24 protein-coding genes and 1 tRNA gene (1 of these 25 only partly in view) are annotated in these 23,248 nt (G+C 63.4%); 19 read left to right on the top strand and 6 right to left on the bottom strand.

All coding sequences use genetic code 11. From position 1 onward, the window contains the following. Positions 1 to 170 precede the first annotated feature (170 nt). On the top strand, positions 171 to 989 hold the full coding sequence (locus UP09_RS11120) for an SDR family oxidoreductase (protein ID WP_197082656.1): 819 nt from the start codon (positions 171 to 173) through the stop codon (positions 987 to 989). A 1-nt stretch (position 990) separates the two neighbouring features. After that, positions 991 to 1,557: a TetR/AcrR family transcriptional regulator gene (locus tag UP09_RS36305; RefSeq protein ID WP_052833055.1), complete on the top strand. Its 567-nt coding sequence runs from the start codon at positions 991 to 993 to the stop codon at positions 1,555 to 1,557. A gap of 90 nt (positions 1,558 to 1,647) precedes the next feature. Here the strand turns inward: UP09_RS36305 and UP09_RS11110 are convergent, their stop codons facing one another. After that, positions 1,648 to 2,769, bottom strand: coding sequence for an L-dopachrome tautomerase-related protein (locus UP09_RS11110; RefSeq protein WP_052833054.1), 1,122 nt, complete (start codon positions 2,767 to 2,769; stop codon positions 1,648 to 1,650). 272 nt (positions 2,770 to 3,041) lie between these two features. Between UP09_RS11110 and UP09_RS11105 the strand changes: the two genes are divergently transcribed. Next, on the top strand, positions 3,042 to 3,461 hold the full coding sequence (locus tag UP09_RS11105) for a winged helix-turn-helix transcriptional regulator (RefSeq protein ID WP_082070089.1): 420 nt from the start codon (positions 3,042 to 3,044) through the stop codon (positions 3,459 to 3,461). Further along, complete coding sequence (locus tag UP09_RS11100; RefSeq protein ID WP_082070088.1) at positions 3,412 to 4,140, top strand: putative serine hydrolase; 729 nt, start codon at positions 3,412 to 3,414, stop codon at positions 4,138 to 4,140. The genes UP09_RS11105 and UP09_RS11100 overlap by 50 nt, the downstream gene beginning before the upstream one ends. Before the next feature lie 55 nt (positions 4,141 to 4,195). On the opposite strand, the gene UP09_RS11095 is transcribed toward UP09_RS11100, so the two are convergent. Together UP09_RS11095 and UP09_RS11090 are read right to left on the bottom strand one after the other, a co-directional pair. Further along, positions 4,196 to 4,996: a hypothetical protein gene (locus UP09_RS11095; protein WP_052833053.1), complete on the bottom strand. Its 801-nt coding sequence runs from the start codon at positions 4,994 to 4,996 to the stop codon at positions 4,196 to 4,198. Between the two features lie 252 nt (positions 4,997 to 5,248). Next, positions 5,249 to 5,325, bottom strand: a tRNA-Met gene (locus UP09_RS11090). A 312-nt stretch (positions 5,326 to 5,637) separates the two neighbouring features. On the opposite strand from UP09_RS11090, the gene UP09_RS11085 reads away from it, so the two are divergent. The 9 genes from UP09_RS11085 (at position 5,638) to UP09_RS11045 (ending at position 15,181) form a co-directional block, all read left to right on the top strand. Continuing rightward, the gene (locus UP09_RS11085) at positions 5,638 to 7,071 is read left to right on the top strand and encodes a coniferyl aldehyde dehydrogenase (RefSeq protein ID WP_044538190.1); all 1,434 of its coding nucleotides are present in this window, start codon (positions 5,638 to 5,640) and stop codon (positions 7,069 to 7,071) included. 149 nt (positions 7,072 to 7,220) lie between these two features. Beyond that, on the top strand, positions 7,221 to 8,828 hold the full coding sequence (locus tag UP09_RS11080) for a GMC family oxidoreductase (RefSeq protein WP_044538189.1): 1,608 nt from the start codon (positions 7,221 to 7,223) through the stop codon (positions 8,826 to 8,828). 166 nt (positions 8,829 to 8,994) lie between these two features. Then, positions 8,995 to 9,510 (top strand): CvpA family protein, encoded by a 516-nt coding sequence (locus UP09_RS11075; protein ID WP_044538188.1) that lies wholly within the window; start codon positions 8,995 to 8,997, stop codon positions 9,508 to 9,510. Between the two features lie 135 nt (positions 9,511 to 9,645). Continuing rightward, complete coding sequence (locus tag UP09_RS11070; protein ID WP_044538187.1) at positions 9,646 to 10,428, top strand: SDR family oxidoreductase; 783 nt, start codon at positions 9,646 to 9,648, stop codon at positions 10,426 to 10,428. Beyond that, a complete protein-coding gene (locus tag UP09_RS11065; RefSeq protein ID WP_044538186.1) occupies positions 10,425 to 11,414 on the top strand; it encodes an NADPH:quinone reductase in 990 nt (329 codons plus the stop codon). Before UP09_RS11070 ends, UP09_RS11065 begins: the two co-directional genes overlap by 4 nt. Positions 11,415 to 11,433: 19 nt before the next feature. Then, positions 11,434 to 12,282: an MBL fold metallo-hydrolase gene (locus UP09_RS11060; RefSeq protein WP_044538185.1), complete on the top strand. Its 849-nt coding sequence runs from the start codon at positions 11,434 to 11,436 to the stop codon at positions 12,280 to 12,282. Positions 12,283 to 12,539: 257 nt separating this feature from the next. Beyond that, positions 12,540 to 13,382, top strand: coding sequence for a fumarylacetoacetate hydrolase family protein (locus tag UP09_RS11055; protein WP_044538184.1), 843 nt, complete (start codon positions 12,540 to 12,542; stop codon positions 13,380 to 13,382). Positions 13,383 to 13,525: 143 nt separating this feature from the next. Continuing rightward, positions 13,526 to 14,137 carry a glutathione S-transferase family protein gene (locus UP09_RS11050; RefSeq protein ID WP_044538182.1) on the top strand — a complete coding sequence of 204 codons (612 nt, stop codon included), beginning with the start codon at positions 13,526 to 13,528 and terminating at the stop codon, positions 14,135 to 14,137. A 174-nt stretch (positions 14,138 to 14,311) separates the two neighbouring features. After that, complete coding sequence (locus UP09_RS11045) at positions 14,312 to 15,181, top strand: MBL fold metallo-hydrolase (RefSeq protein WP_044538181.1); 870 nt, start codon at positions 14,312 to 14,314, stop codon at positions 15,179 to 15,181. Between the two features lie 167 nt (positions 15,182 to 15,348). On the opposite strand, the gene UP09_RS11040 is transcribed toward UP09_RS11045, so the two are convergent. Beyond that, entirely contained in the window at positions 15,349 to 15,891 is a 543-nt protein-coding gene (locus tag UP09_RS11040) for a methylated-DNA--[protein]-cysteine S-methyltransferase (protein ID WP_044538180.1), read from the bottom strand. Between the two features lie 168 nt (positions 15,892 to 16,059). Between UP09_RS11040 and UP09_RS11035 the strand changes: the two genes are divergently transcribed. Then, positions 16,060 to 16,869, top strand: a complete 810-nt coding sequence (locus tag UP09_RS11035) for an alpha/beta fold hydrolase (RefSeq protein WP_044538179.1) — start codon at positions 16,060 to 16,062, stop codon at positions 16,867 to 16,869. Between the two features lie 205 nt (positions 16,870 to 17,074). On the opposite strand, the gene UP09_RS11030 is transcribed toward UP09_RS11035, so the two are convergent. Then, a complete protein-coding gene (locus UP09_RS11030) occupies positions 17,075 to 17,530 on the bottom strand; it encodes a carboxymuconolactone decarboxylase family protein (protein ID WP_044538235.1) in 456 nt (151 codons plus the stop codon). A gap of 110 nt (positions 17,531 to 17,640) precedes the next feature. On the opposite strand from UP09_RS11030, the gene UP09_RS11025 reads away from it, so the two are divergent. The 5 genes from UP09_RS11025 (at position 17,641) to UP09_RS11005 (ending at position 23,032) form a co-directional block, all read left to right on the top strand. Then, positions 17,641 to 18,507 carry a sigma-70 family RNA polymerase sigma factor gene (locus UP09_RS11025; RefSeq protein WP_044538178.1) on the top strand — a complete coding sequence of 289 codons (867 nt, stop codon included), beginning with the start codon at positions 17,641 to 17,643 and terminating at the stop codon, positions 18,505 to 18,507. 65 nt (positions 18,508 to 18,572) lie between these two features. Then, positions 18,573 to 19,826: a M20/M25/M40 family metallo-hydrolase gene (locus UP09_RS11020; RefSeq protein WP_044538234.1), complete on the top strand. Its 1,254-nt coding sequence runs from the start codon at positions 18,573 to 18,575 to the stop codon at positions 19,824 to 19,826. 133 nt (positions 19,827 to 19,959) lie between these two features. Continuing rightward, complete coding sequence (locus UP09_RS11015) at positions 19,960 to 20,634, top strand: GntR family transcriptional regulator (protein ID WP_044538177.1); 675 nt, start codon at positions 19,960 to 19,962, stop codon at positions 20,632 to 20,634. A gap of 157 nt (positions 20,635 to 20,791) precedes the next feature. Further along, on the top strand, positions 20,792 to 21,592 hold the full coding sequence (locus UP09_RS11010) for a phytanoyl-CoA dioxygenase family protein (protein ID WP_044538176.1): 801 nt from the start codon (positions 20,792 to 20,794) through the stop codon (positions 21,590 to 21,592). Positions 21,593 to 21,727: 135 nt separating this feature from the next. After that, the gene (locus tag UP09_RS11005) at positions 21,728 to 23,032 is read left to right on the top strand and encodes an NAD(P)H-dependent oxidoreductase (protein ID WP_044538175.1); all 1,305 of its coding nucleotides are present in this window, start codon (positions 21,728 to 21,730) and stop codon (positions 23,030 to 23,032) included. 70 nt (positions 23,033 to 23,102) lie between these two features. On the opposite strand, the gene UP09_RS11000 is transcribed toward UP09_RS11005, so the two are convergent. Beyond that, a protein-coding gene (locus UP09_RS11000) for a hypothetical protein (protein ID WP_044538174.1) crosses the window boundary here: on the bottom strand, positions 23,103 to 23,248 show its final stretch. It continues 481 nt past the right edge of the window; only the last 146 of its 627 coding nucleotides appear in the window; its start codon lies beyond the right edge, outside the window; its stop codon occupies positions 23,103 to 23,105.

Raw genomic sequence — 23,248 nt, 5'->3', positions numbered from 1 at the left:
ATGCAAGCCAGCCGGCATGGTCGAATTTGCGGGGCATCGACCCAAAATAACCTCGTACGCTTCCCCGACATCGCCAAACAGGGAAATGCCGCGAAAGGACGCTTGAGAATAATTTGACCAAATGACCGGATTGGTGTATTGGTCATTTCTATGATATGACGGAGTCCTACATGGCTGCGCTTCAAGGCAAAACTGCCGTCGTTACAGGCGCTTCTTCCGGTATCGGCAAGGCAACGGCGCGCCTCCTTGCCGACGAAGGAAGCCACGTCTTCATCGCGGGACGCAGTATCGAGCGGCTCAAGGAAGTGGCGCGGTCTATCGAAGACGGGGGCGGACGGGCAACCGTTGGCGCATTCGACCTGCACGACTACGACGCGCTGCAAACCTTCGTTGCAGAAGCAGCCCAACAGACCGGACGGCTCGATATCATCGTCAACGCCGCGGGGGTCCACCATCCGGGCACCATCGCCGATGGCAAACTGGCGGACTGGCGGGCCATGTTCGAGACCAACGTCATTGCCGTACTGGTCGGCAGTCAGGCCGCCATCCGCATCATGCGCGAAACCGGAGGCACCGGCCATGTTGTCACGATCTCGTCTTATGCCGGCCAGGGTGAAGGCCATCACGTCTACGGAGCGACCAAGGCCGCCGTCAACTCCATCTGCAAGGTCCTGCGCGCCGAACTCGAGAACGAGCCGATACGCGCGGTGACCATCATGCCGGGAGCAGTCGCTACCAATTTCGGGCGGCACCATTCGCCCGAATTCGTCAGCGGCATGCTCAAATCGGTCGGCATCTCCACGGCGTTCCAAGCCGGCGACGTCCTGGCGGACGACGTACTCGAGGAGTTGAGAGCGCGTGCGTCGGCCATTTTCGCCTCGCCAATGGATATTGCCCGAGCGGTTCTCTACGCGGTAACACAACCCCATGATGTCAGCGTCTCCGAAATTCTCGTCGGTCCCCGCAAATCATTCCCAACCGCAGCCTGACGTGGCGATCGACGGGACCGACAAGCGCGACCGGATTCTCGATGCCGCGCAAAGCCTGTTCGTGCGCTATGGCGTCAAGCGAACCTCCATCGATGAGGTGGCGCGAGAGGCCGGTATCGCCAAAGGGACCGTCTATCTTTCCTTCAAATCCAAGGCCGAGCTGTTTGCGGCGATCGCCGACCGGCTGTGCGCAAGCACGCTCGCGGATGTCCAACGCATCGCGCTTGAAACGACGTCGCTGACCACCCGGCTGGTTGGAATACTCGATCGCTATATCGGAGCAACCCATCGGCTCGTCGCGCAATCGCCGCATATCGCCGAATTGACGGCATCGAAGGAAGCCCTCTCCGCAGCCGCGTTCGATGCGCTCGACCTGCGCATCCGCTCATTGCTCGGCGTCCTGCTCGGCGAGGCGGGAATAGCCCGGGACGAGGCTGCCGACATGTTTCTCGCTGCCGGCAAGGGCACGCTTTATACCGGAGATGATGCGGAGCAGCCGTATCGCGCACGCCTCACGATGATGGTCGACACGGTTCTGGCGGGCCTCACCCGCGGCACAAAAGGCTGACTGGCCGCAGCCGTCGTTGTTCCACAACGCAAGTTTCCAGCGCGGCAGCAGGATAGAACCATGCGTGCCGCGCCCGACATGCTGTCGGCGTCAGCGAGAGACGATCCCCGCCGCCAATGGTTTGAATCGATAGATCAAATACGGCGTCTTGTTCTCGGCCTTTCCGCGGTGGAACATTGCGGCAGCGGAAACCTGCGATGCCGATACGTACATGTAGCCGTCCGGCGAATATGAAATGCCGTCGGGCCACACCATTTCGGGGTCGCTGGTGAGCGTGCGATATTTGCGATCCGGCGTGATCACACCGATCGATTTGGTCTCGACCGCCGTCAGATAGATATTTCCGGCGAAGTCGATCGACAGCCCTCCGTTGTTCGGCTTGTCCGAGTAACGCTCCACTTTTGCGCTCAGTTGGGTATTCGAAAGGCTTTCATCGTTCAAATCGGCGACCCGGATCCGATAGAGACTGCGGCCGCTCAGCGGCGCGTAGTAAAGCCATTCGGCCTTTGCATCCATGGTGATTCCGTCACAACCGACCTTGATGATCACTGGCTTTCCGTCCTTGCCGGGAACCGTCAGGTCGCTGCCGTCGACGGTGATCGGAACGTTCTCTGGAATAGTCGACTTGTCGCCCTGGAGAACGCGCCGGGCGCGTCCGGTGTCCATGTCGATCACGATGATCGCGGCCTGTGAACCGTCACCGCCTGGTCCGATATCTTCGTCGGCGATGTAGAACTTGTGGTTCTTGTGGTCGATGACGATGTCTTGCGGCTGCGATCCGGACAGCGTCACAGGCTGAGGCATATAGTAAATGCGCTCAAGCCTGTTCGCATGCGTATTCCAACCGACGAGTTTCGGCGTGATGTGGGTGCGGAAGCCCATATCGATGATCCAGACGACGCCATTCTCGTCGGACCGCAACCCCAAAACGTTGTCCAGATACTGATCATTGCCTTCTCGTGGCGTATTCCAATCCGCATTTGGGAACGGCTCGAAGGTCGTTCCCGACGTCAGCCGCGCCACGCGCACGTCGGGACTGTAAAAGGGGTGATGACTGAAAATCACCTGATTGTCGGGCGTGAATGCGACGTTGCCGACGGATTGCGGTAACCTGGCAAATATCTCGGCAGTCACGGTGCTGGGTTGTTGCTGCGAAAAAGCGGGGGTCGCCGCCGCCAGCGCGACAATAAGTGCGGGCACGTTGATACGCATTACGGTTTTCCTCGTTGAAGGGTTTCCACGTTCGACGAGTTGATTTTATGCCCGCCGCGGTCGTCGCTCCGTCGGGGGCTTGGTTTTAATAAGCGAGAAGGCAGAGAGCCTGATTATCGAACGCTGGGCATTTCACACATCGTCGACCGCGCGCGAGTGATGCCGATCGAGGCCGCAGCAAAGAGTGTCTGCTTTGCATGACTGAGATAGCGCGCTAGAGTTAGATCAAGCAAGTACGCACAGCGTTGGCACTAGGTATCACGGAGTGAACCATGCAAGACCTGTTCGCGAAGAAGTACGACTGCGCAGCGGGCTGTCCCGTGGAAGCAACCCTGGATCTGATCGACGGCAAATGGAAAGCCATCATTCTCTATCATCTCCTGAAGGGGACACTGCGCTTCAATGAGTTGAGACGCCGCCTGTCGAGAATCACGCAGCGCATGTTGACCCGGCAGCTCCGTGAGCTCGAAGAGGTCGGTCTCGTCAGCCGAACTATCTTTGCGGAAGTCCCGCCCCGCGTCGAATACACGCTGACGCCCCACGGACAATCATTGGAGCCGGTGATCCGCGCTCTGTGGGTTTGGGGTGACGCCCATCTCGCTCAGCGAACCCAGGGGTTCACAAATCCAGGTGTCGTCAAGGATGTCGAACCGCAGCATCGGCCTGTTGTCGCCGTTCGGGCGGCACGATAACCGACGTCCCTGGACGCAAATGCGCAAGCTTCGGATTCTCTGCCTCCACGGATATCGCGGAAGTGCAAAAGCACTCCAGCGGCAAATGCGGCCATTGACGCAAGGTTTGGAGCAGCTTGCGGAGTTCGTATGCGTCGACGCGCCATCACTGGCAACGGGAGACTTCGGCTGGTGGCATGCCGTTTCAAGCGACGTCGACGACCCGGAACACCCTGCGATGCGATACAAAGGCTGGCCGGAAACGAAGACGTGGCTGATTTCGCTGTTCCAGCAAAGTCCGCCGTTCGACGGTGTGTTCGGCTTCAGCCAGGGAGCAGCGCTCACATCCCTGCTGGTCGGCTTGCGAAATCATGGTGAAGCGGAAGACCGCATCTCGTTCGATTTTGCCGTGATGGTGAGCGGATTTGTCAGCAACGACGGCAGCCATGCGAACCTATATCGACGGGAACCAGAATACGGTTTGCCCTCGGCTCATATCATCGGCGAGTCGGATGTCATAGTTCCAAGCAGCAGCTCCGACCGGCTTGCGAGCGTCTTCAAAACTCCCCTGTTCTTGCGCCATTCGGGCGGGCACATCATCCCCGGCAACCCGCAGGTGCGAAGCGGCTTCATTGCTTTCCTGCAAGAAAGGGCGCGCGAGGCGGGCCTGGCGGATCGAAACCCAGGACGAGCGATATGATCCGCGCTTTGCTTCAGCCTTTGCTCAATCCCAGAACCGGGCATCTTGCGCAAGCTTATCCCAGGTCCAGTTTCACCGGACACACCGCGATGCAAGCCCTGCGTTCGGAGAATCGCCGGGTCAAACCCCAGACGACGGCGGCTGTGGCCATCGTGGCGATCAGATGTTTCAACGTGTGCCCGCTGACGAAGCCGAGCGCATCAGCGATCCCGTGGTCAAACACCTCGCAGACCTTGGCCACGACGTAGAGCACCATCGCGCCGGCGAAGGCGATGCGATCGGCGCGCGGCGCGCGATAGATCGCCTGCCACAACGGGATGAGGACGAGCGGGAGTCCTTGCAACAAGAGGTATGGTCGCAGGTCGTCCGCGCCGCCTCTCGCGGTGTAGGCCCACCACGCGACACCAGCGACGGCGAAAAGCCCGAGAACGGTCGCTTCGATTTCGGTCTTCAATCCGGGCCGCGTGTCGCCGCGGACGCCGACGAGCAGGCCGGCGCAAGCCAGGGCGATCGGCAGGCGGTCCCAGATCAGGCGGGCATTGTCGGGAGCGAGGTGGTAGAAGCCGGATCCGAACGCGGTCAGGAACAGTCCGATCAGAAACAGCCTGTAGCCTGGCCATCCGGCGCGCAATTGATCGCTGTCGCGTCTCGGCCGGAGGGTCAGCCAGCCCCAGATCGCGACCAGAGCGAAGCCAGTGTTGGAAATGACATCAGCTGCGTGGTGGATGCCGAAGACGGCCGACCCGTCAGCGAATTCGTTGTAGTGGAGCGGCTGCGCGATCCGTCCGTGCACCGCCAGTATCACGGCGACACCGACAGTCACGATCATCGGAACATATTTGATCAACGGCTTCATGGGAGGCCCGGGGCGGATCGAAACGTCCGGGCAGGAGGAGGGTTGCATTTTCAGCTCCGTATTTTGAGCGTTGCTCAAATATGAATAGACCGAAAATGAGCGTCGCTCAAGACAAATTTTCGAATTGCGATGACGATGCATTCAATTGGCATGCCCGCCTGGCTCGCGGTGACGTCGGGACTCGCACCCCAAACGAAAAATGGCCCGCGTGAGGCGGGCCATTTTCTCATCGGAACCGGTAAGGTCCGAGCTTGGTTGCGGGGATAGGATTTGAACCTATGACCTTCAGGTTATGAGCCTGACGAGCTACCGGGCTGCTCCACCCCGCGTTAAACCGTTGCGTGCCTTGCAGAAGAGGGCCTGAGGCGGTCGGCCAACGCGCCTAATTGCGCCGATCGATCCGTCCGGAGGGCTTCCTGAGAAGGCGACCCGGGCCGAAGCCATCGGGTGCGAGGGGTATGTACCAACGCGAGGTCGGTTTGGAAAGCCCCGCGAGCGCCTTTTTGAGGTTTTTGTGACGCGGAAATCTCCGCTTTTCCTGTCATAATTGCCGCCGGGAACCGGGCCTTGCCAGAAACCGCGCAAAAGCGGAGCTTGGCCGCAACAAAACGCCCAAGAAACGCGATCCGAGGGGAGATGCCATGGACCGGCCATTGAAGAGTCCCGGGCTGCACGCGCTCGAAGATACCTTCCAACGCCAGATCGAGCTGTCGCGAAGCGAGCCTGCGCCGACATTGCAGGCGCGGCTCGACCGGCTGAGAAGGCTGCGGGCCGCGGTTACCGAGAACGAGACGCGGTTCGAGGCCGCGATCTCGGCCGATTTCGGCCACCGCTGCACCGTCGAGACCGTGATCGCCGAGACCATGCTGGTGCTCGGCGAGATCAAGCACGCCGCCAAGCACCTCAAGCGCTGGATGACCCCGCAGAAGATTGCGACCACGGTGCAATTCGCACCCGGGCGGAATCGCCTGATCCCGCAGCCGCTCGGGGTGGTCGGGATCATCGCCCCCTGGAACTATCCGCTGCAGCTCACGCTGGCGCCCGCGGTGGCCGCGATCGCGGCCGGCAACCGCGCGATCATCAAGCCGAGCGAGCTGGTGCCGCGGTTCTCCGAGCTGCTGGCCGAGGCGATCTCCAGGAAGTTCGACGCCACCGAGCTGATGGTGACCGACATCGACGACGACATCGCCAAGGCGTTTGCCGCGCTGCCGTTCGATCATCTGATCTTCACCGGCTCGACCCGCGTCGGCCGGCTGGTCGCGGAAGCCGCCGGGCGCAATTTGACGCCGGTGACGCTCGAACTCGGCGGCAAGTCACCGGCGATCATCGACCGCTCCGCCGACATCGACGAGGCGGCCCAACGCATCGCCTACGGCAAGCTGCTCAATGCCGGCCAGACCTGCATCGCGCCCGACTACGCGCTGGTGCCGGAAGCCTCCGTGCAGCCCTTCGCGATGCGGCTGAATGGCCACATCCAGCACATGTTCGGCACTGATCCGGCCAATCCCGACTACACTTCTGTCGTCTCGGACCGCCATTACGCGCGACTTGAGGGTCTGGTGGCCGACGCCGCCGCCAAGGGCGCGACCATCCTGCAGCCGGCCGCGCCGAACGATCCCGAATGGAAGAGCAAGCGCAAGTTTCCGCCGACCATCATCGTCGATGCGACGCCTGACATGACTGTCATGCAGGAGGAGATCTTCGGACCGCTGTTGCCGATCATGGGCTACCGCGATGCGCCTGATGCGATCGCCTACATCAACAGGCACGACCGCCCGCTCGCGCTGTACTGGTTCGGCACCGACAACGCCGCGCGCGACGAGGTGCTGGCGCGCACGGTGTCGGGCGGCGTCACCGTCAACGACTGCCTGTTCCACTTCGCGCAGGCCCACCAGCCGATGGGCGGCGTCGGCGCCTCCGGCACCGGCGCCTATCACGGCGAATGGGGCTTTCGGACGCTGACCAAGCTGAAGCCGGTGTTCTATCGCTCGCGCTTCAACCGGCTGGCCGATCTTTATCCGCCATACGGTAAGAAGATCGCGCGGCTGGAGAAACTGATGCGGTTGTTGTCGTAATCGTCATTCCGGGGCGATGCGTAGCATCGAGCTATGATGCGCAATTGCGCATCTGAGAATCCATTTCGCCACGATGATGCGGATAAATGGATTCCGGGCTCGCGCTACGCGCGCCCCGGAATGACGAACAATAATAAGCAGGGGGAAACGTGACTGATACATTCGATTTCGTGGTCGTAGGCGCAGGCTCGGGCGGCTGCGCCGTGGCGGGGCGATTGTCGGAGGATGCGGCGACGTCGGTCGCGTTGCTCGATGCCGGCGGCAGGAACGACAATTGGGTCGTCACCACGCCGGGCGCGCTGGTGCTGATGGTCGCGGGCACCGTCAACAACTGGGCCTTCAACACCGTGCCGCAGAAGGGCCTCAACGGCCGCGTCGGTTACCAGCCGCGCGGCAAGGGGCTCGGCGGTTCCTCGGCAATCAACGCCATGGTCTACATCCGCGGCCATCGCTGGGACTACGACCATTGGGCCGCGCTCGGCAACACCGGCTGGTCGTTCGACGACGTGCTGCCCTATTTCAAGCGCTCGGAGAACAATGCCGATTTCGACGGCGAGTATCACGGCAAGGGCGGCCCGCTCGCGGTCAACAAATTGCGCTCCGGCAATCCGATCCAGCAGACCTTCCTGCAGGCCGCCCAGGAAGCGCAATTCCGCATCCGCGAGGATTTCAATGCCGAGGACCATGAGGGCCTCGGCATCTACCAGGTGACGCAGAAGAACGGCGAACGCTGGAGCGCGGCGCGCGCCTATGTGCATCCGCATATCGACAAGCGTGCCAATCTGCGCGTCGAAACGGGCGCGCAGGCGACGCGCATCCTGTTCGAAGGCAAGCGCGCGGTCGGCGTGGAGTATCGTCAGGGCAAGGAACTGAAGCAGCTCCGCGCACGGCGCGAGGTGATTCTCGGCGCCGGCGCATTCCAGTCGCCGCAACTCCTGATGCTGTCGGGCGTCGGCGATGCAGCCGCGCTTCGTAAGCACGGCGTTGCCAGCGTGCACCATCTGCCCGGCGTCGGACGGAATCTGCAGGACCATCCGGACTTCATCTTCGGTTACGCGTCCGACAATCCGAACTTCGCCGGTATCTCGCTGAAGGGCATGCCGCGGCTGATCCGCGCCATCCTGCAATATCGACGGGAGCGCCGCGGTCCCCTTACCTCGAACTTCGCCGAATGCGGCGGCTTCCTGAAGACGCAGCCGGACCTCGATATTCCCGACATCCAGCTGCATTTCGGCATGGCCATGGTCGACGACCACGGCCGCAAGCGCCATAGCGGTACCGGCTTCTCCTGCCATGTCTGCCTGCTCAGGCCGAAGAGCCGCGGCAGCGTCGCGCTCGCGAGCGGCGATCCGATGCAGGCGCCGCTGATCGATCCGAATTTCCTCGGCGAGGAGGCCGATCTCGAGGCGATGGTCGCCGGCTACAAGACCACGCGGCGGCTGATGGAAACCCCATCGCTGCGCGCCCTGCAGCAGAAGGACATGTTCACCGCAGACGTGCGCACCGATGACGACATCCGCAACATCCTGCGCGCCCGCGTCGATACCGTCTATCACCCGGTCGGCACCTGCAAGATGGGCAATGATGATCCCCTCGCCGTGGTCGATCCGAAGCTGCGCGTGCATGGCCTCGAGGCGCTGCGCGTGGTCGACGCCTCGATCATGCCGACCCTGATCGGCGGCAACACCAATGCGCCGACCATCATGATCGGCGAGAAGGCGGCGGATATGATCAAGGCGGAGATGCGGGCGGGGTGAGCGAAGACGATCGGGATGCGTAGGGTGGGCAAAGCGGAGCGTGCCCACCATCAAGAGCAGCGTTGCCGATGGTGGGCACGGCGCGAAGACGCGCCTTTGCCCACCCTACGACTGATGTAATATGGATTCATGAACCAGAGTACCGCGGCGGTTCGGGCAGGTTTCCATGAACACTTTCGACGCTGTCATTTCCCTCGGTTTGCTGTTCGCGGTCGTGACCGGCTTCAGCACCGGCCTGTTGCGCAGTGCGGTCACCATCCTGGCCTATCTTGTCGCCATGCCGATTGCGGTTGCCGTGATGTCGATGATCGGGCCCCGCATCGCTGATTTGCCGACGTCGCCCTTTCCTTCCAACGGCGTGTTGTTGTTCGGCCTCTTCCTCGTGATCGGCGTCGTGCTCGGACATTTGGCGCGGACGATGCTCAACGACACAATCGGTTCCGAGGTCGGGATCGGCGACCGGCTCGGCGGCGCGCTGCTCGGGGCCGTCAGGACCGGCCTCGTCGTGACCACCCTCGTGCTGATTTTCGACCAACTGATACCGCTGGCCAACCAGCCGCAATTCCTCAACGGATCGCGATTGCGGCCGCTGTTTTCGGCGGTCGGCCAGACCGGGATCCGGTCGCTGCCGCCCGAAGCCACCATGGCGATCGAGCGGCTGAGGCGGGAGCGGCGCATCTAGCCGCCGCCATCGGCCGGCTGTTCCGGCCCGGCATGCACTTATGCATTGCACATCCCTTATCGGCAGCGCCGGGTCTGGCTAGACTGGCGCCATCGAACCTTTACAAACCTACCCGACATCATAGGGAGTGAAATCGTGGATCTCGGAATCAAGGGCCGCCGTGCCATCGTCTGCGCATCGAGCAAGGGACTGGGGCGCGCCTGCGCGATCGCGCTCGCCAATGAGGGTGTCCATGTCACGCTGACCGCGCGCGGCGCCGAGGCGCTGAAGCAGACCGCCGATGAAATTCGAAAGGCCCATCCCGGCGTCACCGTCACCGAGATCGTCGGCGACATCACGACACCGGCGGGACGCGCGGACGTGCTGAAGGCCTGCCCCGATCCGGACATCCTGATCAACAATGCCGGCGGCCCGCCGCCCGGCGATTTCCGCAACTGGACCCGCGACGACTGGATCAAGGCGATCGACGCCAACATGCTGACCCCGATCGAGCTGATCAAGGCCACCGTCGACGGCATGATGGCGCGCAAGTTCGGCCGCATCGTCAACATCACCTCGGCCGCGGTGAAGGCGCCGATCGAGATCCTCGGCCTGTCGAATGGCGCCCGCGCCGGCCTCACCGGCTTCGTCGCCGGCCTGTCGCGCAAGACCGTGATCAACAATGTCACTATCAACGGCCTGTTGCCGGGCCCGTTCGAGACCGATCGTCTGCGCAGCACCGGCAAGGCCGAGGCCGAGAAGCGCGGCGTTCCGATCGAGCAGATCCTGGCCGAGCGCGCCAAGCTGAACCCAGCCGGCCGCTTCGGCCAGCCCGACGAGTTCGGCGACGCCTGCGCCTTCCTGTGCGGCGCCAAGGCGGGATTCATCACCGGGCAGAACATCCTGCTCGATGGCGGCGCCTTCCCGGGCACCTTGTGAGGGCCGTCTGGTACGAACAGACCGGCGCGGCGCCGACAGTGCTTACCGTCGGCGAGATGCCGACGCCCGAGGCTAGCCCTGGCGAGGTCCGCGTCCGTCTCGAAGCATCAGGCGTCAATCCGGCCGATGTCGGCCGCCGCAGCGGCAACTATCGTGCGATGGAATTTCCGCTGATAACTCCGAACAGCGATGGCGCTGGGATCGTCGACCAGGTCGGCGAAGGCGTGACGCGCTTTGCCATCGGCGACCGCGTCTGGCTGTTCAACGGCCAGCGCAACGGCCGCGCCTTCGGTACCGCCGCCGAATACATCACGCTCGCCGACTATCTGGTGACGCCGCTGCCCGAGGATGTCTCCTTTGCGGCAGGCGCGACACTCGGCATTCCCGGCATGACCGCGTGGTGCGCGCTGTTCGCGGACGGCCCGATCGCGGGACAAACCGTGCTGGTCACTGGAGGTGCCGGTGCAGTCGGCCACTACGCAGTGCAACTCGCCAAATGGGGCGGCGCGCGGGTGATCACGACCGTCAGTTCAGAGGTCAAGGACATCGAGGCGCGGCTCGCCGGCGCCGACTTCGTCGTCAACTACCGCACCGATGACGTGGCGGCCAAAGTGATGGCCTTCACCGAGAACCGCGGCGTCGACCGCGTGGTCGACGTCGATTTCGGCGGCAACCTCGCGACCACGCTGAAGCTGATGGCGTTCAACTCGACGATCGCGGTCTACGCCACCAACGGCAATCGCACGCCCACGGTGCCGATGCGCGAGCTGATGGAGAAATGCATCACGGTGCGGTCGCTAGTGCTGTTCGCACTACCGCCGCCCTTGCTCGCGGCCGCGCAGGAGGACATCACCAAATGGCTCGCCTCGGGCACCCGCGTGCACAATATCGCCGGACAATTCGCGCTGGCCGAGACCGCGCTGGCCCATCTCGCGGTCGAGAAGGGCGACAAGATCGGTACCGTAATCGTCGATTGTGCAAGATAACAAACAAAGGAAACGCCGCATGCATTGGACGGTCGGCAAGGTCAGGATCACCATGGTCGTCGAGCTGGAGACGGTCGGCAGCACGCGCTTCATCCTGCCGCTCGCAGGCCGCGAGGAGATCCAAAACCTGCCCTGGCTGATCCCGCATTTCGCCAATGAGGACGGCCGCCTGAAAATGTCGATCCATTCGTTGCTCGTCGAAACGCCGGAGCACCGCATCATTGTCGACACCGGGCTCGGCAACGACAAGCAGGGCCGCAACGTGCCGACCTGGAACAACCGCAACGAGCCATTCCTGGAGAAGCTCACCGCGGCCGGCTTTGCGCCCGAGACCATCGACACCGTGCTGTGCACGCATCTGCATGTCGACCATGTCGGCTGGAACACAAGGCTTGTCGACGGCCAATGGGTGCCGACCTTCGACAACGCGGCTTACGTGTTCGGCAGGACCGAGTACGAGTATTGGCGCGACAACAGCGATGATCCCGCGCACGCTGCGGTGTTCGCCGATTCCGTAAAACCGATTGCCGACGCCGGCAAGGCCAAGCTGGTGCCGAGCGACATCAGGCTGACCGACGAGATCACGCTGATCCCGACGCCGGGCCACAGCCCGGGCCATATGAGCTTCCACATCGCCTCCGGCGGACAGCAAGCCCTGCTGACCGGCGATGCTGCGCATCACCCGTGCCAGATGTATCACCTCGACTGGTCGGCAACCGTCGATTCCGACCCGAAGCAGTCGGCCGCGACCCGGCGCCAGCTGTTTGCGCGCTTTGCCGACACGCCGACGCTGGTGATCGGCGGGCACTTTGGTGCCGGCCATATCAAGCGCGATGGGGATGCCTTCAAATTCATCGCGCTGGCGTGACTAGAGCGTTTTCGAGCAAAGTGGACACCGGTTCGCGTGAAGAAAACGCGTCAAAAACAAGAATCTAGAGCTTCGGTTCTGATTCAATCAGAACTGAAGCTCTAGGCCAAAACGGCCTTGAAATAAGGCTTCCTTGAAATAAGGCTTGGCTGCAATGCAGCGCGCTCAGGGCCATTGAATTTCCCGCCGCGCTGTTCCATGAAGCTTGCCGAGGTATACCAGCTAACGATCGTCAGAAACCGTAGGGAGAGATCAACATGAAGCTTGTTCGTTATGGCGAAAAGGGTGCGGAAAAGCCCGGCCTGATCGATAAATCCGGCCAGCTCCGCGACCTTTCGGCCCATGTCAAGGACCTCACCGGCGAGACCTACGCGCCTGATGTGCTGAAGAAGCTGGGCGCCCTCGATCCCGGCTCCCTGCCCGCCGTCTCCGGCAAGCCGCGCTTCGGCGCGCCCGTCACCGGCATCTCCAAGTTCGTGGCGATCGGCCTGAATTATTCCGACCACGCCAAGGAGACCGGCGCAGCGATCCCGACCGAACCGATCATCTTCATGAAGGCGAACACGTCCCTGAGCGGCCCGAACGACGCAGTCGAAAAGCCGCGTGGCTCGACCAAGCTCGACTGGGAAGTCGAAATCGCTGCGATCATCGGCACCCGTGCCAAGTACATCTCGGAAGCCGACGCGCTGAACCACGTCGCCGGCTATTGCGTCTGCAACGACGTCTCGGAGCGCAATTTCCAGACCGAGCGCCTGGGGCAGTGGACCAAGGGCAAGTCGCACGACACCTTCGGCCCGGTCGGCCCCTGGCTCGTCACCAGGGACGAAATCGCCGACGTGCAGAGCCTGTCGATGTGGCTCGACGTCAACGGCCAGCGCCGCCAGACCGGCACGACCAAGACCATGATCTTTACGATGGCGAAGTGCATTTCCTACGTCTCGCAGTTCATGACGCTGCTGCCCGGCGACATCATCACCACGGGCACGCCGCCCGGCGTCGGCCTCGGCATGAAGCCGCCGACCTTCCTCAATGTCGGCGACGTCGTATCGCTCGGCATCGAGGGTCTCGGCGAACAGCGCCAGGAGATCATCGCGGCGTGAGGTGAGACAGCCACCCGCTCTCGCCTCCTCCGTCATTGCGAGCGAAGCGAAGCAATCCATGCCGCAACGCGGGAAAGATGGATTGCTTCGTGGCTTCGCTCCTCGCAATGACGTAACCCTCTGCGATCATTTGAGGCTCTAAAATGAAACTCACCTTCTCTCCCGCCTCCCCGTTCGCCCGCAAGGTGCGCATCGCGGCGATCGAGTTGGGCTTGATCGACAAGATCGAGTTCGTGCCGGCCAGCGTCGCACCGGGCCAGGCCAATGACGAATATTCAAAGATCACACCGCTGAAGAAACTGCCGGTGCTGATCCTCAACAATGGCGATGTGATTCTCGATTCCTACGTCATCGTCGAATATCTCAACGAGATCGGCGGCGGTGCGCTGATCCCGGGCTATGGCCCGCGGCGCTGGAAGGTGAAGACCGATCACTCGCTGATCAACGGCATGCTCGATTCCATGCTGCTGTGCCGCTACGAGAAAATGGTGCGGCCGCAGGGCTCGTTGTGGCAGGCCTGGCATGACGATCACTGGAATCGGGCGTGGAGCGGCATGGCGCGGTTCGAGAATCAGCCGGAGGTGCTGAACGGATCGTTCGATATCGCGCAGATCGGGCTGGTTTGCGTGCTCGGCTACGCCGACTTCCGCTTCGCCGATTGCGGCTGGCGCAAGGCCTATCCGAAGCTCGATGCCTTCTACCAGAAGGCGCTGGAGCGGCCGTCGGTGAAGATCTCGGCGCCGCCGCCGGCGTAACGCGGGGGCATGGGAGGTTGAGCATGCGCGACAGCTTCCCGATCTCGCTCTTGTGATGATGACGACGGCAGCCCGATACGGCCAACCAAAGGAAGGCCTTGCGGCGATGGATATCCTTGCCAAAATTGTCATTCCCGCCGTGCGCGACGCGCGCTGATCTCCTTAAGGAATGCCATGAGCCTGAAATTCACCGTCGGCGACCTCACCATCCATCGGATCGTCGAGCAGGAGACCACGTTCCTGCCGGCGCTCGACATGTTGCCCGGGCTGACGCCCGAACTGCTCGCCGAAAATCGCGCCTGGATGAAGGCCGCCGGCGCGCTCGACGACAGCGATACGCTGATCCTGGCTTTCCAGTCCTATGTCGTGAAGACGCCGCATCACACCATCCTGATCGACAGCTGCATCGGCAATCACAAGCCGCGGCCGCTGCGGCCAGCCTGGAACATGAAGACCGATGACACCTATCTGCGCGGACTTGCCGCCGCGGGTTTTTCCGTCGGCGATATCGACTACGTGATGTGCACGCATCTGCATGTCGATCACGTCGGCTGGAACACGCGGCTGGAGAACGGCCGCTGGGTGCCGACCTTCCCGAACGCGCGCTATGTGTTCGACAAGGCCGAGTTCGACTACTGGACCGAAACCAACGCGAAGACGGAGGTCGCGCCGTTCGTCGACAGCGTGCTGCCGGTGGTCGAAGCCAACAAGGCCGAGATCGTGCACCACGATTTCGCGATCGGCGATCACACGCGCATCCTGCCGACCCCAGGCCACACGCCGGGCCATGTCGCCTTCACCTTCGGCCGCGGCAAGGACGACGCGGTGTTTTCAGGCGACTTGATGCACTCGCCGATCCAGACCCGCTATCCGGAGCTGTCGGCGAAATTCGACGTCGACCAGGCGGTGGCGGCGAAGACTCGCCGCAGCTTCCTGGAGCGCTATTGCGACACCGACACGCTGTGCTGCACCGCGCATTTCCCCTCGCCATCGACCGGCAAGATCCGGCGCAAGGGGAACGGGTTTGTGTGTGAGACTCTTTAGCCGCTTGCTGACTTCACCTCGCCCCGCTTGCGGGGAGAGGTCGGATTGCATCGCCTGATGCAATCCGGGTGAGGGGGTACAGATCTCACAACCAACACCGCCCCGCAGATAGAGCCCCTCACCCTGCCCTCTCCCCGTGAAGAACGGGGAGAGGGAAAGACCGTCCTTCAATCAAACAAACTTGGCGTGTGGTTCACCACCGCGCCTTCGATCTGCAGCATCTTCAGCTTGGTCACCACGCCGCCATTGGCGGAGAAGCCGCCCGGCTTCTTGCCCGCCGCCAGCACGCGGTGGCAGGGCACGACGATCGGGCACGGGTTGCGGCCGAGCGCCTGGCCAACGTCGCGCGACAGCTCGACGCCGCCGAGCTGCTTGGCGATATCGCCATAGGTCAGGGTCTGGCCCGGCGGGATCTTCCGCGCGATGTCGTAGACGCCGCGGTTGAACTCCGGAACGCCGTCAAGATCGAGCACGATATCGGCAAGGTTGTTCGGCTTGCCAACCAACAGCTCGACCATACCATCGATCGCATGCTGAACCTCGGCCGGCGGCGACGCCTCGGCGACATCGCCATTGCGCTGAAAGATCCGCTTGCGGGTTTTCTCCTCAGTGCCCATCGGCAGTTGCACGGCGGTGACGCCGTGCTCGCCCCAGACGATGCCGCAGGCGCCGATCGCGGTCTCGAAGATTGCAAAATGCTGGCCGGTCATGAATAGCTCCTGGCTCGCTCCAGATAGTCTTTGAGATGTTTCTTGGCTCACGCTTCGGAGCCTGTTGCTGACCCGAAATGTAGGCTTGGAGAATGTTGCTATCCACCCGAATCCTGTGGGAACTTGGCCTGAATCAACAGTTTCCCCTCCCGCTACCGCGAGCTGTCCATGCAAAGCGTCCACGTCAACGGTTTCGACATGCCCTATCTCGACGTCGGCCAGGGCCCGCCGCTGGTCTGCGTGCACGGCTCATTGTGCGACTTTCGGATCTGGTCTGCCGTGCTGGGGCCGCTGGCGCGCAGACACCGCGTGATCACGGTCAGCCTGCGGCACTTTTTCCCGGCGCAATGGGACGGCGTCGGCGATACCTATTCGATCGCCCAGCATGTCGATGACGTGATTGCCTTCATTGAAAAGTTCGATACCAGGCCGGTCGATCTGATGGGGCATTCCCGCGGCGGCCACATCTCGTTCCGGGTCGCGCAGCGGCGGCCGGACCTGCTGCGCAAACTGATTCTGGCCGAGCCCGGCGGCGAGCTCGACGGCACGCTCGATCCTGATTTTAAGCCCGGCCCCTCGCCGCTGGCGGCACGGATCGCGGCATCCGCCGAGGCGATCGCCAAAGGCGACGTCGATGGCGGCATGCAGATATTCATCGATGCGCTGGAAGGCCCCGGCGCCTGGAAGCGCCTGCCGGCCGCGCCGAAGCAGTTGCTGCTCGACAACGCCGTGACGCTGATCGGCCAGACCCGCGACAAGCGCCCGCCTTTCTCGAAAGCGGATGCGGAAGCGATCAAGACGCCGACGCTCTTCATCGGCGGCGCGAACACCAAGGGCACGCTGCCCAAGGTACTGCACGCGCTCGCCGCCAATGTGACGGGCTCACGCACCGAGATGATCCCGGGCACCACGCATCCGATGTTCGAGCAGGCACCGCGGCGCTATTGCGAGATCGTGCTGGAGTTTTTGGCCGCATAGAAGGTGCACCCTCTCCCCTTGTGGGAGAGGGTGGCGCGATAGAGCGCAGCGGCATCGCGCCGGGTGAGGGGTTCTCTCCGCGGAGACAAACCCCTCACCCGGATCGCATCTGACGATGCGATCCGACCTCTCCCACAAGGGGAGAGGTGCAGCGAGCAAGTGGCATGTCCTCTTTCCCCGTGAAGAAAGGGGGAGGGGGAGATCATCACACCTTCCACGCACCGACCGGCTGGCGCACCGCGACGTTCAGCCGGTTCCAGACGTTGATCGCCGCGATCGCCAGCACCAGGGCGGCGAGTTCGTGTTCGTCGAAATGCTTGTCGGCCTCGTTCCAGACCGCATCCGGTACCGGATCATCGCGGTCGCTGAGCCGGGTCACCGCCTCGGTCAGCGCCAGCGCGGCACGCTCGGCTTCGGTGAAGTAGGGCGTATCGCGCCAGGCAGCGACACAGAACAGGCGCTCTTCGGTCTCGCCGGCGCGCTTTGCGAGTTTCGGGTGCATGTCGACGCAGACACTGCAACCGTTGATCTGGCTGGCGCGCAAATGGACCAGTTCGAGCAGCTTTTCGGGTAGGCCCTTCTTGGTGGTTTCACTGAGCGCCTGCAGCGCCTTCATGGCGTCGGGAAGTACCATCACCGGGTGGTTCATACGGGCATGCATCATATCACTCTCCTGAGTTGCTTTTTGACGCGGCCGGGCCGATCTGCTGTCACATCGGCCGGGTTTCGGTCGTCATGGTCATGACGGAGCGGACCAAGGGAATGTGACCGATGGACGAGAAAAAATTTCTGGCCGAGCAGTTCGAGGCCAACCGGAGCCATTTGCGGGCTGTGGCCTATCGCATGCTGGGCTCGACCGCCGAGGTCGACGACGCCGTGCAGGAAACCTGGCTGCGGCTGAGCCGCTCTGACACCGCTGCGGTCGACAATCTGGCGGGATGGTTGACCACAGTGACCGCGCGGATCTGCCTCGACATGCTGCGCTCACGCAAATCGCGCCGCGAGGAACCGATCGGCCCGCATGTGCCGGAACCGGTCGCGGACAGTCACACCGAGCGGGAGTCCGAGATGGCGGATTCCGTCGGTGCCGCGCTGCTCGTGGTGTTGGAGACATTGGCGCCGGCGGAGCGGCTGGCCTTCGTGCTGCACGACATGTTCGCCGTGCCGTTCGAGGAGATCGCGCCGATCGTCGGCCGCACCCCGGCGGCCGCGCGGCAGCTCGCAAGCCGTGCCCGGCGCCGCGTGCAGGGCGCGCCGCCCGCGCCGGATGCCGATGTCAGCCGGCAGCGCGGGATTGTCGAGGCGTTCCTTGCAGCGTCCCGCAACGGCGATTTCGAGGGGCTGCTCGCAGTGCTCGATCCCGACGTGGTGTTTCGTGCCGACCAGGCTGCACAACGGCTCGGCTCGCTCGCGGAGATCCGCGGGTCCGCAGCGGTTGCCGAAGTCTACAAGGGACGCGCGCAAGCGGCGAGGCCTGCGCTGGTCGATGGCGAGATGGGCGTTGCCGTCATCCTCGGCGGCCGATTGCGCATCGTGCTGCGGATCACGATTGCCGGCGGCAGGATCGCGACGATCGACGCGGTCGCAGATAGCCAGCAGATCGAGACGTTCGATGTCGAGGTGCTCGATCGCAACTGACGCGGCTGGAGGCGCGCGGATCGCAATGCTAGTGTCTCTTGGCGCTCATCTGGGAGGACACAAACATGAAACGATCCGTCAAACGGCTTGCGTCGGTCAGCCTGTTTTCGTTCACCCTCGCCTCCTCCGCCTTTGCTGCGGCCGACGAGAAATTGCGCGCGGCCGCCGAGCAGGCCCAGCCGGCCGTGATCGAGAGCCTGCACGACATGGTGCTGATCGAATCAGGTTCCGGCGACGTCGAGGGCCTGACGAAGATGGCCGACTACACCGAAGCGCGGCTGAAGGCGCTCGGCGCCAAAACCGAACGGCGCAAGACCACGCGCGGCGCCGGCGCCGACATGGTGATCGGCACTTTCGAAGGCACCGGCACGAAGAAGCTGATGCTGATCGCGCATATGGATACGGTCTATGAACACGGCATTCTGGCCTCGCAGCCCTACAGGGTCGACGGCAACAGGATCTACGGGCCCGGCATCGCCGACGATAAGGGCGGCATCGCCGTCATCCTGCACTCGTTGAAGATCCTGAACGACGCCGGCTGGCGCGATTACGCTAAACTCACGGTGTCGTTCAATCCGGATGAAGAGGTCGGCTCGATCGGCTCCGGCGAGTTCATCGCCGAGCTTGCCGACCAGCACGACGTGGTGCTGTCCTGCGAGCCCACGGTGGCGCTACCGGTGGCCGAGAACGAGAGCCTGTTGCTCGGCGCGAGCGGCACCGCCGCGGGTACGCTGGAGGTGAAAGGCAAGGCCTCGCATGCCGGCGCGGCGCCGCAGCTCGGCCGCAACGCGCTGCTCGAACTCGCGCATCAATTGCTGCAGACCCAGGACGTCGCGAAATCGATTCCGGGCACGCAGTTGAACTGGACCACCGCGAAGGCCGGCACGGTGCGCAACCAGATCCCGGATCAGGCCACAGCCGGCGCCGACATCCGCCTGACGATTCCGGACGGCGTGCAGAAGCTGCAGGCCGCGCTCGACGAGAAGATCAAGGACAAATTGATCCCGGACGCCGAAGTAACGGTGAAGATCGTCGCGGGCCGCCCGCCCTTCGTGGCCAATGATCGCGGCCGCGCGCTCGCCAAGGAGGGACAGGCGATCTACGCCGAACTCGGGCGCACGCTCGACATCGCCGAGATGACCGGCGGCGCGACCGACGCCGGCTACGCCGGCCGCAGCGGCAAGGCGACCGTGGTCGAGAGTTTTGGCCTGGCCGGCTGGGGCTACCACGCACGCGACGAATATATCGACACCAACTCGATCGTGCCGCGGCTGTATCTGATGACACGGATGCTAGTGGAGTTGGGCAAGGCGAAGTAGCGGGGACGTGGCGGACATCGTGGACACTTTCCGGCGCTTATAGAGCTGCCGGAGTCGGCCTTGACGAACCGTAGCATCCGCAGTAGCGTTCGTCGGAATACGGAATTCCGTATCCCGAATCTGGACCACCAGCATGATCCCGTTGGACCCGCTTCCGAACCTGATCGACCAGGTCTATGCGCGGATATCAGAGGCGATCATCGACCGCACGCTGCCGCCGGGTCAGCGCATTACCCAGAACGAACTCGCCGAAAAGCTCGGCGTCTCGCGCCAGCCGGTGTCGCACGCGCTGCATCTGTTGCACCGGCAGGGCCTCGTCGCCGAAAGCGGCAAGCGTGGCTTCGAGGTGACGCAGCTCGATCCCCAGCGTATCCGCCAGCTCTATGAGGTCCGGGGCGCGATCGACGCGCTGGCGGCGCGGCTTGCGGCCCAGCGCGTACAGATCGATGCCGCCGGGCGCGCACAGCTCGAGCGCGCGCTCGAGGCCGGCCGCGCGATCGACGGCACCATGCCGCTGGCGCGCCTGATCGCGCGCGACGTCGACTTTCACAGCGCGATCTATCGCCTCGCCGGCAATTCCGCGATCGAGGAGATGATCGCTCCGCAATGGCCGCATATGCGCCGCTCGATGGCGACCGTGCTGGCCGAACTCGATTATCGCGACAGCGCCTGGACCGAACACGAGACCATCGCCGCGCGTATTTTTTCCGGCAACGCCGCCGCGGCCGAAGCCGCGGCGCTGGCGCATGCGCAGACGGCCGGACGGATGACCGAGGAGAAACTGAGGGCCATCGACGTGGCTGCGTGATTCGACGCCGTCGTTCCGGGGCGGTGCGAAGCACCGAACCACAGATGCGCAATTGCGCATCGGGGAACCTCGAGATTCTCTGATGTGCAATTGCACATCATGGTTCACGCTTCGCGCGCACCGGAATGACAACAACAATAAGCAAGGAGGAAGCACCATGAAACTGAGCCCACAGCAGATCGAGCATTTCAATCGCGAAGGCTGGCTGTTCCTGCCCGAGCTGTTCAGCCAGGAAGAGGTCGACTTCCTCGCCCGTGAGGCTGTTGGCATCTATGACGCCAACCGGCCCGAGGTGTGGCGCGAGAAGAGCGGCGCGCCGCGGACCGCGTTTGCCGCGCATCTCTACAACGAGGCGTTCGGCCTGCTCGGCGCGCATCCGCGCATGATTGATCCGATCGAGCAGCTGTTCGGCGAGAAGGTCTACATGCATCAGTTCAAGATCAACGCAAAGGCCGCCTTCACCGGCGACGTCTGGCAATGGCACCAGGATTACGGCACCTGGAAGCGCGACGACGGCATGCTGGAGCCGCGCGCGATGAACATCGCGATCTTCCTCGACGAGGTGATGCCGATCAACGGTCCCTTGATGCTGGTGCCGCAGAGCCAGACCGCCGGCGACCTCAAGGCCTCGCATGATCTCGCGACGACGTCGTACCCGCTGTGGACGCTGGACGAGGAGACCGTGACGCGGCTGGTGAAGCAGGGCGGCATCGTCGCGCCGACCGGCAAGCCCGGCGGCATGCTGATGTTTCACGGCAATCTGGTGCATGGATCGAGCGGCAACATCACGCCCTATCCGCGCAAGATCGTCTATCTGACGCTGAACGCGGTCTCGAACTACATCCGCAGCCCGACGCGGCCCGACTACATCGCGCACCGCGATTTCACGCCGATCGAAACCGTGGAAGACGGCGCGCTGCTGCGGCTAGCCCGTGCGCCGCGGCAGGCGGCGGAGTAGCCGCCACTAACCGTCATTCCGGGGCGACGCGGCAGCGTCGAACCCGGAACCTCGAGATTCCCCGATGCGCAATTGCGCATCTGAGGTCCTCGCTTCGCGAGCCCCGGAATGACAGCTTTGGATTGGAAGATATCAATGAACCTGCATCACCTCCTGAAAACCCGCGCCGCCGCCGGCAATCCCGTTCGCGTCGCGCTGATCGGCGCCGGCAAATTCGGCTCGATGTTCCTGTCGCAGGTGCCGCATACGCCGGGGCTGGAGGTCCCCATCATCATCGATCTCGACCGTGATCGCGCGCGCGAGGCCTGCCGCACGGTCGGCTGGGACGAGGCGCGGATCAAGGCAACCGCCTTCACCGACGACGGCGCGCGCGCCATCGCCGGCGGTGCTTTCGATGTGGTGGTGGAAGCGACCGGAAATCCCGCCGTCGGCATCCGCCATGCCCGTGCGGCAATCGCCGCCGGCAAGCATGTCGTGATGGTCAATGTCGAGGCCGACGTGCTCGCGGGGCCGCTGCTCGCCGAAGAAGCCCGCAAGGCCGGCGTGGTCTATTCGCTGGCCTATGGCGACCAGCCGGCGCTGACGGCGGAGATGGTCGATTGGGCGCGCGCCACGGGTTTCCACGTCGTCGCGGCCGGCAAGGGCACGAAGTATCTGCCGGCCTATCACGACGTGACGCCGGAGGGCGTCTGGCAGCATTACGGGCTCACCGCAGGCGAGGCGCAATCCGCCGGCATGAACCCGCAAATGTTCAACTCCTTCCTCGACGGCACCAAATCCGCGATCGAGATGGCGGCGATTGCCAATGCCTGCGGGCTCGACGTGCCCTCGGAAGGTCTCAAGTTCCCGCCTTGCGGCGTCGACGACCTGCCGCATGTGATGCGGCCGCGCGATAAGGGCGGCGTGCTGGAGAAGTCCGGCATCGTCGAAGTGGTATCGTCGCTGGAGCGCGACGGCCGCCCGGTGTTCCGGGACCTGCGCTGGGGCGTTTATGTGGTGCTGGAGGCGCCGAACGATTATGCCGCCGACTGCTTCAAGCAGTACGGCCTCAAGACCGATTCGTCGGGCCGCTATGCTGCGATGTACAAGCCCTATCATTTGATCGGGCTCGAGCTGAACATCTCCGTTCTGTCGGCTGTGCTGCGCAACGAGCCGACCGGGCAGCCGCGCGGTTTCCGCGGCGATGTCGCGTCCGTCGCCAAGCGCAACTTACGCGCCGGCGAAATGCTCGACGGCGAAGGCGGCTACACGGTGTGGGGCAGACTGATGCCGGCCTCCGCCAGCCTCGCCGCCGGCGCGCTGCCGATCGGGCTCGCGCATCGCGTCAAGCTGAAGAACGACGTCGCCCATGGCGCGGTGGTGCGCTGGAGCGATGTCGAGGTCGATGAAGGCAACGACACGATCAGGACGCGGAAGGCGATGGAGGCGGCGTTCTCGTAGATCAAACACGGCGTAACGAAAAAAAGCCCCGGAGGAAATCCTCCGGGGCTTCTTTGCTTCGAATGGAGGCTCAGTTTTCGTCGCTGCCGCCGAACGCTTCCATCAGCTTGTCGTAGTTCTTGGTGACCAGATCGATGTTGCCCTTGTTCTCGACCGCGGGCGGCGGCGACTTCAGGGCCTCGTTAAGATCGGCGAGCGCGTCCTTCTTGTCCTTGG

The organism is Bradyrhizobium sp. LTSP885 (assembly GCF_000938305.1).
In the GTDB taxonomy this organism is placed as follows: Bacteria; Pseudomonadota; Alphaproteobacteria; order Rhizobiales; family Xanthobacteraceae; genus Bradyrhizobium.
The sequence above is the reverse complement of the archived record's forward strand: the minus strand, read 5'-3'. Positions and strand labels throughout refer to the sequence as shown.